Origin of the sequence: Halomonas smyrnensis AAD6 (assembly GCF_000265245.1) — a bacterium.
GTDB classification, from domain to species: Bacteria; Pseudomonadota; Gammaproteobacteria; order Pseudomonadales; family Halomonadaceae; genus Halomonas; species Halomonas smyrnensis.
Genome location: NZ_AJKS02000003.1, coordinates 88,921 through 105,694, shown reverse-complemented (window position 1 = coordinate 105,694; position 16,774 = coordinate 88,921). Strand labels below are relative to the sequence as shown.

The 16,774-nt window shown below is 67.9% G+C and carries 15 protein-coding genes; 11 read left to right on the top strand and 4 right to left on the bottom strand.

Going from position 1 to position 16,774, the window contains the following annotated elements; all coding sequences use genetic code 11:
• Position 1: 1 nt before the first annotated feature.
• The gene (locus UYS_RS0204615) at positions 2-238 is read right to left on the bottom strand and encodes a hypothetical protein (RefSeq protein ID WP_016854331.1); all 237 of its coding nucleotides are present in this window, start codon (positions 236-238) and stop codon (positions 2-4) included.
• A 161-nt stretch (positions 239-399) separates the two neighbouring features.
• Between UYS_RS0204615 and UYS_RS0204610 the strand changes: the two genes are divergently transcribed.
• A complete protein-coding gene (locus tag UYS_RS0204610) occupies positions 400-1,680 on the top strand; it encodes a DEAD/DEAH box helicase (RefSeq protein WP_016854330.1) in 1,281 nt (426 codons plus the stop codon).
• Between the two features lie 218 nt (positions 1,681-1,898).
• Entirely contained in the window at positions 1,899-4,034 is a 2,136-nt protein-coding gene (gene dinG, locus UYS_RS0204605) for an ATP-dependent DNA helicase DinG (protein WP_016854329.1), read from the top strand.
• A gap of 30 nt (positions 4,035-4,064) precedes the next feature.
• Here the strand turns inward: dinG and UYS_RS0204600 are convergent, their stop codons facing one another.
• On the bottom strand, positions 4,065-4,655 hold the full coding sequence (locus UYS_RS0204600; protein WP_016854328.1) for an SCO family protein: 591 nt from the start codon (positions 4,653-4,655) through the stop codon (positions 4,065-4,067).
• A gap of 18 nt (positions 4,656-4,673) precedes the next feature.
• Positions 4,674-5,528: a cytochrome c oxidase assembly protein gene (locus tag UYS_RS0204595; protein ID WP_016854327.1), complete on the bottom strand. Its 855-nt coding sequence runs from the start codon at positions 5,526-5,528 to the stop codon at positions 4,674-4,676.
• Positions 5,529-5,688: 160 nt separating this feature from the next.
• Between UYS_RS0204595 and UYS_RS0204590 the strand changes: the two genes are divergently transcribed.
• Complete coding sequence (locus tag UYS_RS0204590) at positions 5,689-6,555, top strand: Nmad3 family putative nucleotide modification protein (RefSeq protein ID WP_016854326.1); 867 nt, start codon at positions 5,689-5,691, stop codon at positions 6,553-6,555.
• Between the two features lie 73 nt (positions 6,556-6,628).
• On the opposite strand, the gene UYS_RS0204585 is transcribed toward UYS_RS0204590, so the two are convergent.
• Positions 6,629-7,708, bottom strand: a complete 1,080-nt coding sequence (locus UYS_RS0204585) for a 3-deoxy-7-phosphoheptulonate synthase (RefSeq protein ID WP_016854325.1) — start codon at positions 7,706-7,708, stop codon at positions 6,629-6,631.
• 335 nt (positions 7,709-8,043) lie between these two features.
• Between UYS_RS0204585 and rpoE the strand changes: the two genes are divergently transcribed.
• From rpoE to era, 8 genes are all read left to right on the top strand, one after another.
• Positions 8,044-8,649 (top strand): RNA polymerase sigma factor RpoE, encoded by a 606-nt coding sequence (gene rpoE / locus UYS_RS0204580; protein ID WP_016854324.1) that lies wholly within the window; start codon positions 8,044-8,046, stop codon positions 8,647-8,649.
• 193 nt (positions 8,650-8,842) lie between these two features.
• The gene (locus UYS_RS0204575) at positions 8,843-9,589 is read left to right on the top strand and encodes a sigma-E factor negative regulatory protein (protein ID WP_026068345.1); all 747 of its coding nucleotides are present in this window, start codon (positions 8,843-8,845) and stop codon (positions 9,587-9,589) included.
• A gap of 23 nt (positions 9,590-9,612) precedes the next feature.
• A complete protein-coding gene (locus UYS_RS0204570) occupies positions 9,613-10,638 on the top strand; it encodes a MucB/RseB C-terminal domain-containing protein (RefSeq protein WP_016854322.1) in 1,026 nt (341 codons plus the stop codon).
• A 131-nt stretch (positions 10,639-10,769) separates the two neighbouring features.
• Positions 10,770-12,197 (top strand): DegQ family serine endoprotease, encoded by a 1,428-nt coding sequence (locus tag UYS_RS0204565; protein ID WP_016854321.1) that lies wholly within the window; start codon positions 10,770-10,772, stop codon positions 12,195-12,197.
• Positions 12,198-12,367: 170 nt separating this feature from the next.
• Entirely contained in the window at positions 12,368-14,188 is a 1,821-nt protein-coding gene (lepA, locus tag UYS_RS0204560; protein ID WP_016854320.1) for a translation elongation factor 4, read from the top strand.
• A gap of 15 nt (positions 14,189-14,203) precedes the next feature.
• The gene (gene lepB, locus UYS_RS0204555) at positions 14,204-15,010 is read left to right on the top strand and encodes a signal peptidase I (protein ID WP_016854319.1); all 807 of its coding nucleotides are present in this window, start codon (positions 14,204-14,206) and stop codon (positions 15,008-15,010) included.
• Between the two features lie 42 nt (positions 15,011-15,052).
• Complete coding sequence (rnc, locus tag UYS_RS0204550) at positions 15,053-15,742, top strand: ribonuclease III (protein ID WP_016854318.1); 690 nt, start codon at positions 15,053-15,055, stop codon at positions 15,740-15,742.
• Positions 15,739-16,638: a GTPase Era gene (gene era, locus UYS_RS0204545; RefSeq protein ID WP_016854317.1), complete on the top strand. Its 900-nt coding sequence runs from the start codon at positions 15,739-15,741 to the stop codon at positions 16,636-16,638. The genes rnc and era overlap by 4 nt, the downstream gene beginning before the upstream one ends.
• Positions 16,639-16,774 lie beyond the last annotated feature (136 nt).

Below are 16,774 nucleotides of genomic sequence, written 5' to 3'. Positions count from 1 at the left end.
GTCAGTCGTCCTTCTGCTCGGGCTTGTCGGGATGGATGTCGATCTTCTGGCCGCTTTCCTGGCGAGCCAGCTTGCGCTCCGCCTGCTGCTTGCGCTGCTGGCGCTTCTTCTCGGTGTAGCGCCGCGACGAGGTCACCTCGTCGGGATTCTCGTGGCGCCACTTCTTGTAGTCCTTGCGCCGACCGGTGCGGATGGTCACCTTGTCGGCGATGGAACGGGTCTTCTTCCTGCGTGTCATGACACGGCTCCTCTTTCAATGGGCGCCATTCTAGCAGCCGGACGCTTCCCTTCGACAGCAGACGCGCCCTCGGCGCCTGAGACTGGTACAATGCGCGTTTGCGTCACGCATCTCTCATCGATGCACCTCCATCCACGAACATGGACGAGACAGCACAGCCTATGAGCGAGTCGGAACAGACCACAGCACCGGCCCAGACCGAGAACCGCAAGCCCAAGCGTCGCCGCCGCAAGCCGCGTCGTCGCCAGTCGAACTGGGATCTGCGCCAGTTCCAGGTCCCCGCCGTGGCGGGCAAGTGGCGCTTCCACGATTTCGACCTGCCGCTGCCGCTGATGCGTGCCATCCATGCTCAGGGATTCGAATACTGCACGCCGATCCAGGCCGAGGCGCTGACTCACACCCTGCTCGGCGGCGACGTGGTCGGCAAGGCCCAGACCGGCACCGGCAAGACCGCCGCCTTCCTGATCTCGATCCTCGCCTACTTCCTCGAGGAAGAGGCGCCGGACGGCCAGAAGCCGGGCGCGCCGCGGGCGCTGATCGTGGCCCCGACCCGCGAGCTGGCACTGCAGATCGAGAAGGACGCCAAGGCGCTGGCGCGTTTCACCAAGCTCAACGTGGCCAGCGTGGTCGGCGGCATGGACTACCAGAAGCAGCTCGAGGGCCTCGGCCAGCAGCTCGACATCCTGGTGGCCACCCCGGGCCGGCTGCTGGACTTCCACCAGAAGCGTGACGTCGATCTCTCCCAGGTCGAGGTACTGGTGCTGGACGAGGCGGATCGGATGCTCTCCATGGGCTTCATCCCCGACGTCAAGCGCATCATCCGTCACACGCCGAAGACCGAGGAGCGCCAGACCTTCCTGTTCTCGGCGACCTTCACCGAGGACATCCTCAATCTGGCCAGCCAGTGGACCCTCGATGCGACCCACGTGGATATCGAGGTCACCGTCGATAACGCGGCCAACATCGATCAGCGCGTCTACCTGGTCGGCGACGAGGAAAAGGCGAAGCTGCTGGTCAAGCTGCTGCAGCAGGAGAGCTTCGATCGGGTGATGGTGTTCGGCAACCGCCGCGATCTGGTCCGCAAGCTCGACGGCCTGCTCAAGGATGCCGGCATCAACGCCGCCATGATCTCCGGCGACGTGCCCCAGAACCAGCGCATCAGTACCCTGGAGCAGTTCCGCGAGGGCGAGATCCAGGTGCTGGTGGCCACCGATGTGGCCGGCCGCGGCATCCACATCGAGGACGTCAGCCACGTCATCAACTACACCCTGCCCGAGGATCCGGAGGACTACGTCCACCGGATCGGCCGCACCGGTCGCGCCGGCGCCAAGGGGGTCTCGATCAGCTTCGTGGGCGAGGAAGACGCCTTCTCGCTGCCGGAGATCGAGCGCTTCATCAACGACAAGCTGCCCTGCGAGCATCCGCCGGAAGGGCTGCTGTAAAGCTTGAGGAGCGGCGCTGCGCGCCTGGAAGCGCAGGCGCGGCTTCGCCACTTGACGAGACGACACAACGGTCGGCTTTCCCCTGGCGAGCGGCGCCGGGGGCAGGGTGAAGCGAGGCTCTTTTGCCATGGATGGCAACAGGAGCGTCCAGGGAAGGATGTACCGCGTCCTCGCGACGCCCCGCCGCCGGAACAGCCGCGTTTCTCTATGGACGCATCATGCTTGACGAGGCCCTGAAGGGCGAGATCCAGGGCGCCTATCGCAAGGTGCTCGACGGCCTCGACCTCACCCCACGCTACGGCCAGCGGCTGATGATCGCCGAGATCGCCCGCACCCTGGGCGGCATCGAGGCCGACGACGCCGGCCAGCGCACCAGCCACGAGCACGTCTGCGTGCTCGAGGCCGGCACCGGCACCGGCAAGACCCTGGCCTATCTGCTCGCCGCGCTGCCGGTGGCCAAGGCCCATGGCAAGCGCCTGGTGGTGGCCACCGCCACGGTGGCCCTGCAGGAGCAGGTGCTGCACCAGGACCTGCCGGCGCTCAAGGCCCACAGCGGGCTCTCCTTCAACTTCTCCCTGGCCAAGGGCCGAGGTCGCTACGTCTGCGTGGCGCGCCTCGATCAGGCCATGGACGGGGGCGAGGACGACAATCCCACCCTGTCGCTGTTCGAGCAGGCCCTGGACAGCGGCGGCGACGATTTTCAAGAGCTCGTCCAGTCCCTCGGCGAGGCCTACGGCAACGGCCGCTGGGCCGGCGATCGCGACAGCTGGCCGGAGGGCATCGACGACGCCCACTGGCGCAAGCTGACCGTCGATCATCGCCAGTGCACCAATCGCCGCTGCGGACACTACGGCGCCTGTGCCTTCTTCCGCGCACGGCGCGAGCTGGACAGCGCCGAGGTGATCGTCGCCAACCACGACCTGGTGCTGGCCGACCTGGCCCTGGGCGGCGGCGTGGTGCTGCCGGACCCCGGCGACTGCATCTACGTCTTCGACGAGGGCCACCACCTGCCGGACAAGGCGCTCAACCACTTCACCCATCGCTTCGCCGTGGGCCATGGCCTGCGCTGGCTGAGCACGCTGAAGAAGTCGCTCACCGAGCTCAATCAGGCGCTGGCCGTGCAGCCGACGCTGGCGCGCCTGCTGTCGAGCCTGCCGCCGCTGTTCGAGGGGCTCGAGCCGCGCCTCGGCGACGCCTTCTCGCTGGGTCATCAGCTGGCCGGGCGCCCCGAGGGCCTGGGCGACGGCGAGGACAGCGCCCAGCATCGCTTCGAGATGGGCCGAATCCCCGACGCGTTGCGCGAACAGGCCGATGGACTGGTGACGATGTTCGCCGAGCTGTCGCGGACCCTGGAGTCGATGGCCGACATCCTGCGCGAGAGCCTGGACCCGGAGAAGTCCACCGGGCTGCCCAAGGAGCAGGCCGAGCCCTGGTTGCCGCTGGTGGCGCTGCTCCACGGCCGCGCACTGGAGGCGCATGCCCTGTGGCAGGCCTTCGCCGAGACCGATCCGGCAGGCGAGCCGCCGCGGGCCCGCTGGCTGACGCTGGAGCGCTTCGGCGGCGACCCGGAGCTGACCTTCTCGGCGAGCCCGGTGTCCGCCGCCCATACCCTGGCCAAGTCGCTGTGGGGGCGCTGCTTCGGCGCCGTGGTGACCTCGGCGACCCTCACCGCCCTGGGCCGCTTCGAGCGGCTGCAGGAGCGCGCCGGGCTCGCCAACCGCTATCGCTACCAGAGCCTGCCGAGCCCCTTCGACTACTCCCGGGCGGTGCTCAGCGTGCCCCGCGAGGCGGCCGATCCGTCCGACCGCGAGGGCCACGAGCGCGCCATCGTCGACTTCGTCGAGGCCCTCGGAAACGACGAGGCGGTGCTGGCGCTGTTCTCCTCCCGCGCCCAGCTGCGGGCCGTGGAGCGCGCGCTCTCTGATGGCACGCGGGAGCGGGTGCTGGCCCAGGGCCGGCTGCCCAAGCGCGAGCTGGTGGAGCGCCACCGGGCGAAGATCGACAAGGGCGAGGGCAGCATCCTGTTCGGCCTGGCGAGCTTCGCCGAGGGCATCGATCTGCCCGGTGACTACCTGACCCATGTGATCATCACCCGGCTGCCGTTCGCGGTGCCCGACGATCCGGTGGGCGCGACGCTGGCCGAGTGGATCGAGCGCCAGGGCGGCAATCCGTTCATGCGCATCAGCGTGCCCGACGCCTCCATCAAGCTGGTCCAGGCCTGCGGCCGGCTGATCCGCAAGGAGGCCGATCGCGGCCGCATCACGCTGCTCGATCGCCGGGTGCTGACCCGCCGCTACGGCCGCGCGCTGCTGGATGCGCTGCCGCCCTTCATCCGGGAGATCGACGGCCAGTAACGGCGCGTTATGGCTTACCCCCGGGTGAGATCACCCTTCCTCGGCGAGCAGCCGCTCGAGGTCGTGTCGCACGGCCTCGGGGCCGTCGCCGTCGCGGATCAGCAGCCGGGCGTCGCCCACTCGGTCGAAGGCGAACACGCCGCTCGGATGCGAGACGGCATAGCCGCCGGCGGCGTCCTTGTCGCCATAGCCGTAGGTCACCCGATAGCGCTTGGTGAGGGCGTCGAGCTGCACCGGGCGGCCGGTCAGGCCGACGATGGCCGGTCCGAAGGCGTCGGTGTAGGCCGCGAGCCGTTCGGGGTCGTCGCGGTCCGGATCGACCGAGACGAACAGCACGCGCACGTCATCCCGGCGCTCGGCCGGCAGCGACCGCAGCTGGCCGGCGAGTCGAGCCAGGGTGGTGGGGCAGACGTCGGGGCAGTGGGTATAGCCGAAGACCAGCAGGGTCACGTCGCCGCGATAGTGGCCGGCCTCGACCGTCTCGCCGCGTTCGTCGATCAGCGTGAAGGCCAGCGGCGGCATCAGTGGGGCGATGTCCTTGGTCTGCCACGCCTTGTCGCCGCAGCCGACCAGGGTCAGCAGGGCGCACAGGGCAAGCGAGGTCAGCGGGGCGCGGCGCATGGCGTCTCCTTCGTGGAGCTAGGGGTGGGCCGGCGATGACGGATGCCGGCGTCCTTGGCTGTCGCCGAGGCGCAGCTGGCGCAGCACGATCAGGGTACCGAGCACGCTCATCATGGTGGCCGGAATCCAGGTGATCAGCCCGCCGATCTGCTGGTCGACCAGCGGCGCCAGCGGCCAGGCGCGCCCGCACACCTCGTAGACATCGAACAGCACCGTGGGGCTGAAGGTCAGGTAGGCGCCGATCAGGATCTGCGGCGGAATCACCGCCAGCAGCAGCAGGATGCGTCGCCCCGGGCCGAGTCGGCCGTGAGGCGTCAGCACCAGCCACCAGAACAGCAGGCCGTCGAGCAGCATGCTCCAGTTCATCAGCTGGTAGAGGCGGCGGCTCAGCATGGCGTCGAAGTGCACCGACGGGATCAGCCAGAAAGCGATCAGGCCGACGAACAGCAGCGGCGCGACGAGCGGATGCTGCAGCAGGTCGAGCAGCGGGCGGGCGAGGCGGTGCGTCGAGGAGGCCCAAGCCGGCAGCCCGGCGGCCAGCACCCGGGGCGGCGTGGCCAGCACCAGCAGGAAGGGCGCCGCGTGGTGCAGCACCAGATGCTGCGCCCGGTGGGGAAAGAACATGTACTGGGCGAGGTAGTCGTAGCGGGTCTGGCTCACGACGTAGATCAGCGTCAGGCCGAGCAGGAGGGTCGCGTGCCTCGGCCATCCCGTTGGCGGGGCGCCCGGGTCGAGCGTACGCAGGTGGCGCACGCCGCGCCAGTAGATGCCGAGCGCCGCCAGGCAGGCCAGCCCCCACAGCGGCTCGAATTCCCAGGGCGCGAGCCAGTGCAGCGCGGTCGCGAGGATCGAAGGTTCCGTCGACTCGGGCATCCGGGCTCCTCGTGGCGGGCGGCGCCTTATGCCTCAAGCTAGCCGAGGCGTGCCGGACCGGCAAACGGCCCGCTCCACGCTGGCCGCTGACGCTTGAACCCCGCGCCGCCGTTGGCCACCATGCCGCGCGCGTCGATCGCGCCTACCGACCGGAGACCCGATGAAGCTGATCCTGAGCCGCAAGGGCTTCGATACCTCTGCCGGCGGGGTGCCCAACCCGATCCTGCCCGACGGCCGGCTGCTGGCGCTGCCGATTCCCGATCCTCAGTCGGTGATGCCCTACGAGGCGATCACGCAGCAGGGCGAACCGCTCGGGCCGCTGGTACAGGACCTGACCCGGGGGCGTGTCTCGCCGAGTCACGGGGCGCATCTGGATCCCGACCTGCGGGCCGACCAGCATCCGCGCGCGGCGGGCTGGACGCCGCTGTTCGGACAGCGGGGCGCGGCCCAGAGCCATCTGCGCAACCAGGGCGTGGGGCCTGGCGACCTGTTCCTGTTCTTCGGGCTGTTTCGCGACATCGAGCGCGTCGATGGTGGCTGGCGCTTCGTGCCCGAGGCGCGGCCGCGACATGTGCTGTGGGGCTGGCTGCAGGTGGGCGAGGCGCTGATGCTGGGCGATCGACTGCCGGCGGGTCTCGAGTGGGCCGCCGAGCACCCACACTGCCAGCGGCTCGGCGAGGCGCGCAATGGACTCTATATCGCGCGTCACGAACTGTCGCTGCCCGGTGGCGAAGGCGGTGGGCTGCCGGGGGCGGGGATCTTCCCTCGGGAGACGCCCCGGCAGCGGCTGACCGCGCCGGACGCCGAGACGGTATCGCAGTGGCGACTGCCGGGCTGGTGGCATCCCGACGAGCGTCGGGCGCCGCTTTCCTATCATGCCGATCCCGGGCGCTGGGCGCGGCGCGGCGACGAGGTCGCGCTGCAGGCCGTGGCCCGGGGGCAGGAGTTCGTGTTGGACGCCGAGCAGTACCCCGAGGCGATGCCCTGGGCACGGGCGTTGATCCACGGGCAGGGCGCGGTGGAGTAGGGCGTCCATTCAATGGCTTGCAACGCAGAGGGCCCGCCGAATGGCGGGCCCTCGTCGCGTCAGGCGGAGGCGATCAGTCCTTGGCGCGACGCTTGGCCAGTGCCGGGGCCAGCTTGTCGTTCATGGTCTGGAAGGCCTGTTCGGTGGCGTCCCAGTCGATGCAGGCATCGGTGATGGAGACGCCGTAGGTCAGCTGGCTCAGGTCCTCGGGGACCTTCTGATTGCCCCAGCCGATGTTGGACTCGACCATCAGGCCGATGATCGAGCGGTTGCCCTCGAGGATCTGGTTGGTGACGTTCTCCAGCACCAGCGGCTGCAGGCTCGGATCCTTGTTGGAGTTGGCGTGGGAGCAGTCGATCATGATGTTGGGCGTCACGCCGGCCTTCTGCAGCTCCTGCTCGGCCAGCGCCACGCTGACGCTGTCGTAGTTGGGCTTGCCGTTGCCGCCGCGCAGCACCACGTGGCCGTAGCGGTTGCCGCGGGTGCGGATGATCGCCACCTTGCCGGCCTGGTCGATGCCCAGGAAATTGTGCGGGTGGGCGACCGACTGCAGGGCGTTGACGGCCACGTCGAGGCTGCCGTCGGTGCCGTTCTTGAAGCCCACCGGGCCGGACAGGCCGGAGGCCATCTCGCGGTGGGTCTGGGATTCGGTGGTGCGCGCGCCGATCGCCGACCAGCTGATGCAGTCCTGCAGATACTGGGGCGAGATCGGGTCCAGCGCCTCGGTGGCCAGCGGCAGGCCCATCTCGGCCAGCTCGACCAGCAGGCGGCGGGCGATGTGCAGGCCTTCCTCGATCTCGAAGGAGCCGTTGAGATGCGGGTCGTTGATCAGGCCCTTCCAGCCGACGGTGGTGCGCGGCTTCTCGAAATAGACGCGCATCACGATAAAGAGGCTGTCCTTGACCTGATCGGCCAGGCGGCGCAGGCGGCGGGCATAGTCGAGGGCGGCATCGACGTCGTGGATCGAGCAGGGGCCGACCACCATCAGCAGGCGGGGATCGCTGCCGTCGAGGATGTTCTGGATGACCTGGCGGCCCTCGATCACCGTGCGCTCGGCCTCCTCGGAGAGCGGGATTTCCCGCTTGAGGTCGGCCGGGGGGAGGAGGACGTCTTCGGCCAGGACGTTGAGGTTGTTGACCTGTTGCTCGGACATGGAATTCTGCTACCTGTATCGTGTCAGCGCTGTTGCGGCGTCAAGCGCCTACTATCGCCCGCGTGACAGGCAAATTCAATCGAAGACGGAACTCCCGGGCCGTCTCGGCTGTCTGAGCGCTCGCGTCGGCGGCGCCCCATGGTTAGCCGCGTCCGCTCGGGCCTCGTGGCGGTGTCCAGGCTTGATGCCGACCGGCGAAACAGGAACACTTGGTCTCCCGCCGAGAACGGCGCACGCTCACCCCAGGGTCTAGGTTGATACATATGGAAGCGACACCCGTCTCATCGCGACGTCAGCGGACGTCGCGGCAAGCTCCCGCCACGGGGAGGCGTTGAATGAGCAACCGGGAAACCGACCAGCAACTCGTCGAGCGCGCGCGCAAGGGAGATACCCGCGCCTTCGACCTGCTGGTGAAGAAGTACCAGCACAAGATCATCGGCCTGATCGGCCGCTACGTGCATGACCACGCCGAGGTCCAGGACGTGGCGCAGGAGGCGTTCATCAAGGCCTATCGGGCGCTGGGCAAGTTTCGCGCCGAGAGTGCCTTCTATACCTGGATGTATCGCATCGCCATCAACACCGCCAAGAATCATCTCGTCTCCAAGGGGCGTCGCCCGCCGGGCAGCGACATGGACATCGTCGATGCCGAGGTGGTCGATCACAGCGGCCGGCTGGCCGACATCGAGACGCCCGAGGCGGCGATGGCGCGTGACGAGCTGCAGAGTGCCGTGTTCGAGGCCATCGAGGCGCTGCCCGATGATCTGCGTACGGCGATCACCCTGCGCGAGCTCGACGGGCTGTCCTATGAGGACATCGCCAACATCATGGATTGCCCGGTCGGCACGGTGCGCTCGCGCATCTTCCGCGCCCGGGAGGCCGTGGATCAGCATATTCGGCCGCTGGTCGCCACGTCGCGCAACCAGGAAGCGGTCACCGAATGAGCCGAATTTCCATCGTTTTTGCCGATTGGCTGAACTGTCGAGCGACAGTGACGTCATATGCGGTGACCGATTCATACACGATGAGGCAGGGGCCTCTCGACATGGCCGGCATGACGGCCTGCATGGTCGGGAATCCGGGCTTCCAACAGGCTGCAAGGCAGTGTCGCCTTGACGATTGTGAGGGTGTAGAGACATGAGTCAGAACGCACGGGAATCGCTTTCTGCGCTAATGGACAACGAAGGGGACGAGCTCGAGCTGCGGCGCGTTCTCAAGTCGCTGGATGACGAACCCGATGCGGCGGATGCCTGGCGCCGCTACCATCTGATGCGCAGCCTGATGCGACGCGAGAACGAGGCCGACATGTCGGCCGACCTCTCCGTGGGCGTCATGGCCGCGCTGGAAGACGAGCCGGCGCCGATGGCGGAACCCGAGACGGCGTCGCGCCGTTCCCTGCCGCTGGGTCGCAGTGCCGGCATCGCCGCGGCGGTGTCGCTGATGGTGATCACCGGCGTGCAGTTCTACAACGGCGCTTCCCCGCTGGGCGGTGGCGACTCACCGGTCGCGACCAACGCCGGGGGCTCCAATGCTGGCGCGTCCAATGCCGGCGTCACGACCGCCAGCGCCACCAGCGCCGCCACCCATGCGACGTCCGGACTGGAATCGCTGGGCGGCTCCTCCTTCGGCCAGGGCGCGTCGCTGGTGGACATGCCGATCTTCCAGGGCGGCGGTGGCAGCGAGCAGGGCGTGATGACCGTCGGCGCCGGTGCGCCGATGGTGCTGTCCCCCGCGCAGCGTCAGTCGCTGCGCATGGATCGCCAGCAGGCGCTGCTGCTGCAGTCCTATCTGGATCGTCACGCCGAGGGCGCGGCCGCCACCGGGGGTGATCCCTGGATGCCCTTGCTCAGGGCCTCGGGAAGCGAGTCGCTGGGGCAGCGCTGATGCTGGCCCGGTGGAGACGGCCGGTGCGCCCCCGGGCGTGGCGGCTGGCCGGCGCGGCCCTCATGACCGCCGCGCTGATGCCCGTCGCTCAGGCGTCTCCGGTCTCCACCGACTTCGACTGTGCCCCGCTGGCCGAGGAGGACGAGCCCGACTCGGCCTCGGGCTGGTACGAGCGGAGCCTGTGGGCCAGTCACTGCTACGACTTCCGGGCCAGGGCCGTGCGCATCGGCAGCGATGGTGTTCGCACCCTGGCCCTCTCTCACGAGATTCACGACGGCGTCGAACGCGAACGCGCCCGCTTCCTCGACGGGCCCGCCGTTGCATTCGAGCGTCAGAGCCGCATCGCCGGCCCTGGCGGGCTCACCCAGGATGCCTCTCAAGCGGCCCCGCCCGGGGCCATCGTCGCGCATCTCGACGGCCTCTATCGTCTCCAGCTGTCCGGCATGGATCGCATCGCGGGCCGTTCGAGCGTGCGGCTGGACATCGAGCCCCTCGACGACCATCGCTACGGCCATCGCCTGTGGCTCGACGCCGATACCGCCCTGCCGCTCAAGAAGATGCTGCTCGACGAGCGGGGCAGGGTGCTCGAGACCTTCCAGATCACCGAGCTGCGTGCCCCGGAGCTCTATCGCGGCGGCATCGAGCTGGCCTCGTCCGTGTCGCCTCCCGAGGCGGGCTGGCGACCGGGATGGCTGCCGGAGGGCTTCGTGGCCCAGCCGGTGGCGACCCGTGGCGAGCGGCGTCCCGGGGTCAGCCATCGGGTCTATGGCGACGGCCTCTCGACCCTGAGCCTGTTCGTCGAACCCCTCGAGGATCGCGACCTCCTGATTCCCGGCCTGCATCGGCTGGGGGTGTCCCATGCGGCGGTGATGCACCGCGAGCTGGGTGGTCACCCGCGCCAGATCGTGGCCATGGGCGAGCTGCCGCCGGGCGTGCTGCGGCGAGTGGTCGAGTCCATCGCCTGGGACGCGGGCGGACAGCCGATGCAGCTCACGCCCGGGGCGTCGAGCGCTGCCGCGGCGGCGCCGAGCGACGATGGCGCGCGCTGAGTGCCGCCGGCCCCCTGGGCGACGCCGGGTGCGCCGGCTCGGCCGCCGTGCTGAACCTTTTGCCCTCGTCGGGGTAAAGAAGTGGGGCAGTTGTCCTTGCCATTCATCGCACCTTGTCACAGGAGTCATTCATGACACGCATGACGCGCACGCTATCCCTCTGGGTGCTGCTGGTCGTGGGGCTGTTCTCCGCACAGTCCGCCTTGGCCCGCGAGCTGCCGGACTTCACCGAGCTGGTGAAGGAGGCGGCGCCGGGGGTCGTCAACATCTCCACCTCGCGCATGGTCGAGCGTCGCGACTCGCCCTTGCGCGGCTTCGGCAATCAGGAGATCCCGGAGATCTTCCGCCACTTCTTCGGCGACCAGCTGCCGATGCCCCGCGGCGACGGCAATGGCCGCAGCCACAGCGAGGAGCGTCAGTCGCTGGGGTCCGGGTTCATCATCAGTGAAGACGGTTACATCATGACCAACGCTCACGTGGTCGACGGCGCCGATCAGATCCTGGTGCGACTCAACGATCGCCGCGAGCTCGAGGCTGAGCTGGTGGGCGCCGACGAGAAGACCGACGTGGCGGTGCTCAAGGTCGAAGCCAGCGACCTGCCGACCCTGGATCTCGGCGACTCCGACCAGCTCGAGGTGGGCGAATGGGTGGCGGCCATCGGCTCGCCGTTCGGCTTCGACCACTCGGTGACCTCCGGCATCGTCAGTGCCATCAACCGCACCCTGCCGCGTGACGCCTACGTGCCCTTCATCCAGACCGACGTGGCGATCAATCCCGGCAATTCCGGCGGCCCGCTGTTCAATCTCGACGGCGAAGTGGTCGGCATCAATTCCCAGATCTTCACTCGCAGCGGCGGCTTCATGGGGCTGTCCTTCGCCATCCCCATCAACGTGGCGATGGACGTGGCCGATCAGCTCAAGTCCAGCGGCTCCGTCGAGCGCGGCTGGCTCGGCGTGATGATCCAGCCGGTGTCCCGCGAGCTGGCCGAGTCCTTCGGCATGGACAATCCGGAGGGGGCCCTGATCGCCGATCTCGATCCCGAGGGGCCGGCGGCCGAGGGCGGTCTCCAGGCCGGCGACGTCATCCTCTCGGTCAACGGCCAGACGGTCGATCGTTCCAGCACCCTGCCGCGGCTGATCGGCCGAGTCTCGCCGGGCGGCGACGTGGCGATCACCGTGCTGCGTGACGGCGATCGCCAGACCCTGGACGTCGAGGTCGGCGAGTGGCCGGACAGCCAGAAGCCCGGCGGTGGCGGCAGCGACGGCGATGCCTCGCCCGCCCGCCTCGGTGTGGTGGTCCAGGCGCTGGACGAGGCCCAGCGCCGCAAGCTGGAGCTCGAGAACGGCGTACAGGTGACCCAGGTCGACCCGGACGGCATCGCCGCGGCGGCCGGCATCCGTCCCGGGGACGTGCTGGTCAGCATCGCCCGCCAGGCGGTGGAGAGCCCGGCGCAGCTGGCCGAGCTGGTCGCCGAGCTTCCGGCCGGCAGCGCGGTGCCGGTGCGCCTCTATCGCGACGGCCGCTCCTACTACGTGGCCCTGCGTCTGGCCGACGACTGAGCGCCTGACCCGCTCACGTCGTGATCCGCGACCCGACGGCCCGCGCCGTCGGGTCGCTGTATCTGGAAGGCGCATCCCGCTACAATGCCGCCATCTCACTCGACGCACCCGAAGAGGGCGGCAAGCCTGTAGTTAGTATAGGGTTGTGTACACGAACCGGATCTTTTCGAATGTCAGAAAGCGATAACCGCAAAGTAATCAATGGGATACGGAACTTCTCCATTATCGCCCACATCGATCATGGCAAGTCGACCCTGGCCGACCGCCTGATTCAGACCTGTGGCGGGCTCACCGAACGCGAGCTCAAGGAGCAGGTCCTCGATTCCATGGACCTGGAGCGTGAGCGCGGCATCACCATCAAGGCCCAGTCGGTGACGCTGGATTATCAGGCCGCGGACGGCAATACCTATCAGCTGAACTTCATCGACACCCCGGGGCACGTGGACTTCTCCTACGAGGTGTCGCGCTCGCTGTACGCCTGCGAGGGCGCCCTGCTGGTGGTCGATGCCGGCCAGGGCGTCGAGGCCCAGTCGGTGGCCAACTGCTACACCGCCATCGAGCAGGGCCTCGAGGTGCTGCCGGTGCTCAACAAGATGGATCTGCCCCAGGCCGACCCGGACAAGGTCTCCACCGAGATCGAGGAGATCATCGGCCTGGATGCCACCGACGCCTGCCAGGTCTCGGCCAAGAGCGGGCTCGGCATCGATGCGCTGCTCGAGCGCCTGGTGCGCGACATTCCGCCGCCCAAGGGCGATGCCGAGGCGCCGCTGCAGGCGCTGATCATCGACTCCTGGTTCGACAACTACCTGGGCGTGGTGTCGCTGGTGCGGATCTTCGACGGCACGCTGAAGAAGGGCGACAAGATCCGCATGACCTCCACCGGCCGCGACTGGCAGGCCAACGAGGTCGGCATCTTCACCCCGCTGCGCCGCGAGACCGGCGTCCTGCGCGCCGGCGAGGTCGGCTTCGTGGTTGCCGGCATCAAGGACATCCACGGCGCACCGGTGGGCGACACCATCACCCACGCCAAGACGCCCGACGTCAAGCGTCTGCCGGGCTTCCAGAAGGTCAAGCCGCAGGTCTATGCCGGCATGTTCCCGGTCTCCTCCGACGACTACGAGGAGTTCCGCGACGCCCTGGAGAAGCTGGCGCTCAACGATGCCTCGCTGGACTACGAGCCGGAAAACTCCGACGCCCTGGGCTTCGGCTTCCGGGTAGGCTTCCTCGGCACCCTGCACATGGAGATCATCCAGGAGCGGCTGGAGCGCGAGTACAACCTCGACCTGCTGACCACCGCGCCGACGGTCATCTATGAGCTGTTGATGAAGGATGGCGAGGTTCGCTACGTCTCCAACCCGTCCAAGCTGCCCGACATGGCCGACGTCGAGGAGATGCGCGAGCCGGTGGTGCGGGCCAGTATCCTGGTGCCCCAAGAGTTCGTCGGCAACGTCATCGCCGAGTGCGAACAGCGCCGCGGCACCCAGCTCGACATGCTGTTCCTCGGCAGCCAGATCCAGCTCACCTACGAGCTGCCCATGGCCGAGGTGGTGATGGACTTCTTCGACCGCCTCAAGTCGATCTCCAGGGGCTACGCTTCGCTCGAGTACAACTTCGAGCGTTTCGAGGCCGCCCAGCTGGTGCGTCTCGACGTGCTGATCAACGGCGACCGGGTCGATGCCCTGGCCATCATCATCCACCGCGACCATGCCCATGCCCGTGGCCGGGCGCTGGTCGAGAAGATGAAGGAGCTGATTCCGCGTCAGATGTTCGACGTGGCCATCCAGGCGGCCATCGGCGGCCAGGTGGTGGCGCGCTCCACCGTCAAGGCGATGCGCAAGAACGTGACCGCCAAGTGCTACGGCGGCGATGCCTCGCGCAAGAAGAAGCTGCTCGAGAAGCAGAAGGCGGGCAAGAAACGCATGAAGCAGGTCGGCCGGGTGGAAATTCCCCAGGATGCCTTCCTCGCCGTGCTCAAGGTCAACGACGACTAGGGAAGGCAACGACCGATGGACTTCACTCTCCTGCTGACGGTGGCCGTGCTGGCCACCGGCGCGATCTGGCTGCTCGACCTGGTGTGGTGGCGGCCGGCGCGCCGGTCGCGTCTGACGGCCAGCGTCGAGGCCGGCACCACCGAGGGCGCCGATCCCGCCACCCGCGAGAGGGCGCTCAGAGAGCCCTGGCCGGTGGACTATGCGCGCTCCTTCTTCCCGGTGCTGCTGGTGGTGCTGGTGCTGCGCAGTTTCGTGGTGGAACCCTTCCAGATCCCGTCGGGTTCGATGCGCCCGACCCTCGAGGTGGGTGATTTCATCCTGGTCAACAAGTTCTCCTATGGCCTGCGCCTGCCGGTGCTGGATACCAAGATCGCCGATCTCGGTGAGCCCGAGCGCGGCGACGTCATGGTGTTCCGTTTCCCCAACGATCCGTCGGTCGACTTCATCAAGCGGGTGATCGGCCTGCCGGGTGATCGCATTCGCTACGAGGGCAAGCAGCTGTTCGTCAACGGCGAACCGGTGCCCAAGTCACTGCTCGAGAGCGGCCCCGAGTCGGCGCCCGGCGAGCGGCTGCTGGAAGAGCGGCTGGGCGAGGCGCTGCACCCTATCTACAATAATCCACGCGATCCCGGCCCGCAGATGCGCGAGATCACGGTACCTCCCGGTCACTACTTCATGATGGGAGACAATCGCGATCACTCCAACGACAGCCGCTACTGGGGCTTCGTGCCGGAGGAGAACATCGTGGGCAAGGCCTTCGCCGTCTGGATGCACTGGGATGGCGGGCTGCCGAGTTTCACCAGTGTACGCCGTATCCAATGAATGCCGGGAGCGGCATTCCTTGCATGACATAGCAGGAGCTTCGTGAGCAATTCCCTGACCCAATTCAGCCGTCGCATCGGCCATGACTTCGCGCAGCCCGACCTGCTCGAGCTGGCCCTGACTCATCGCAGCTACGGCGGCCGCAACAACGAACGCCTGGAGTTTCTCGGCGACTCCATCGTCAACTTCGTCATCGCCGAGGACCTCTTCCAGCGCTTCCCGCAGGCGCGGGAAGGGCAGCTGTCGCGCCTGCGCGCGCGGCTGGTCAAGGGCCAGACCCTGGCCGAGCTGGCTCGTGAGATGGAGTTCGGCGGCCACCTGCTGCTGGGCTCCGGCGAGATGAAGAGCGGCGGCCATCGCCGCGACTCGATCCTCGCCGATGCGGTCGAGGCGGTGATCGGCGCCATCTATCTGGACGCCGGCATGGAAACCGCTCGTGCCCGCGTGCTGGCCTGGTACGCCGAGCGCCTGGAGGACATCAACCTGCAGGATACCCAGAAGGATCCCAAGACCCGGCTGCAGGAGTTCCTGCAGTCGCGTCAGTCGGCGCTGCCGCGCTACGAGGTGATCTCGGTGGAGGGCGAGGCCCATGCCCAGACCTTCACCGTCGAATGTCACGTCGAGATGCTCGAGGAGCATACCCTGGGGATCGGTTCCAGCCGCCGCCACGCCGAACAGCAGGCCGCCGAGATGGCCCTGTCCCACCTCGAAGGCCATGGAGGTCGCTCATGACGCAACGCTGTGGTTTCGTGGCCATCGTCGGCCGCCCCAACGTCGGTAAATCGACGCTGATGAACCGCATCCTCGGCCAGAAGATCTCCATCACCTCGCGGCGCCCTCAGACCACGCGCCATCAGGTCATGGGCATCAAGACCGAGGACGACGATCAGTTCATCTACGTCGACACCCCGGGCATCCACATCCTCGAGAAGGATCGTGACAAGGCCATCAACCGCTTCATGAACCAGGCCGCCACCCAGGCCCTGCGTGACGTGGATGCGGTGGTCTTCATCATCGATCGCACGCGCTGGACCCAGGAAGACCAGGTGGTGCTCGACCGCCTGGCCAAGGTCGAGGTGCCGGTGATCCTGGCGGTCAACAAGGTCGACCGTCTCAAGGACAAGAAGGAGCTGCTGCCCTGGCTGGAATCGGTCGGCGCGCGGCGGGACTTCGCCGCCATCGTGCCGATCGCCGCCAAGCACGGCACCCATGTGGAGGCGCTGGAGGCCGAGGTCGCCAAGCACCTGCCCGAGAGCATCCACTACTTCCCCGAGGACCAGGTCACCGACAAGAGCCAGCGCTTCCTGGCCGCCGAACTGGTTCGCGAGAAGGTCATGCGCCAGCTTGGCGACGAGCTGCCCTACCAGATGACCGTCGAGATCGAGGAGTTCCGCGACGAGGGCCGGGTGGTGCATATCAGCGCCCTGATCATGGTCGAGCGCCACGGTCAGAAGAAGATCCTGATCGGCGAGCGCGGCGAGCGGATCAAGAAGATCGGCCGCGAGGCACGCCTCGACATGGAGCGGGCGCTGGACGCCAAGGTCATGCTCAACCTCTGGGTCAAGGTCAAGAGCGGCTGGTCCGACGACGAGCGGGCCCTGAAGAGCCTGGGCTACGACCTGGACTGACCGTTAAGCGCCAAGCGCCGATCAGCCAGGATAGCGGTCGCCAGGAGCGGTGAACGCCTGGCCCCTTGCGACCTGGCCGTTATCCTTCGCTTGGCCGCTTGGCCGCTTGGCCGCTTGGCCGCTTGGCCGCTTGGCC

Excerpts from the sequence above, each read along its gene's own strand:
- lepB (WP_016854319.1), top strand. The coding sequence starts at position 14,204 with ATGGACTTCACTCTCCTGCTGACGGTGGCCGTGCTGGCCACCGGCGCG.
- UYS_RS0204595 (WP_016854327.1), bottom strand. The coding sequence starts at position 5,528 with ATGCCCGAGTCGACGGAACCTTCGATCCTCGCGACCGCGCTGCACTGG.
- UYS_RS0204575 (WP_026068345.1), top strand. The coding sequence starts at position 8,843 with ATGAGTCAGAACGCACGGGAATCGCTTTCTGCGCTAATGGACAACGAA.
- rpoE (WP_016854324.1), top strand. The coding sequence starts at position 8,044 with ATGAGCAACCGGGAAACCGACCAGCAACTCGTCGAGCGCGCGCGCAAG.
- UYS_RS0204590 (WP_016854326.1), top strand. The coding sequence starts at position 5,689 with ATGAAGCTGATCCTGAGCCGCAAGGGCTTCGATACCTCTGCCGGCGGG.
- dinG (WP_016854329.1), top strand. The coding sequence starts at position 1,899 with ATGCTTGACGAGGCCCTGAAGGGCGAGATCCAGGGCGCCTATCGCAAG.
- UYS_RS0204565 (WP_016854321.1), top strand. The coding sequence starts at position 10,770 with ATGACACGCATGACGCGCACGCTATCCCTCTGGGTGCTGCTGGTCGTG.
- era (WP_016854317.1), top strand. The coding sequence starts at position 15,739 with ATGACGCAACGCTGTGGTTTCGTGGCCATCGTCGGCCGCCCCAACGTC.
- lepA (WP_016854320.1), top strand. The coding sequence starts at position 12,368 with ATGTCAGAAAGCGATAACCGCAAAGTAATCAATGGGATACGGAACTTC.
- UYS_RS0204615 (WP_016854331.1), bottom strand. The coding sequence starts at position 238 with ATGACACGCAGGAAGAAGACCCGTTCCATCGCCGACAAGGTGACCATC.
- UYS_RS0204610 (WP_016854330.1), top strand. The coding sequence starts at position 400 with ATGAGCGAGTCGGAACAGACCACAGCACCGGCCCAGACCGAGAACCGC.
- UYS_RS0204600 (WP_016854328.1), bottom strand. The coding sequence starts at position 4,655 with ATGCGCCGCGCCCCGCTGACCTCGCTTGCCCTGTGCGCCCTGCTGACC.
- UYS_RS0204585 (WP_016854325.1), bottom strand. The coding sequence starts at position 7,708 with ATGTCCGAGCAACAGGTCAACAACCTCAACGTCCTGGCCGAAGACGTC.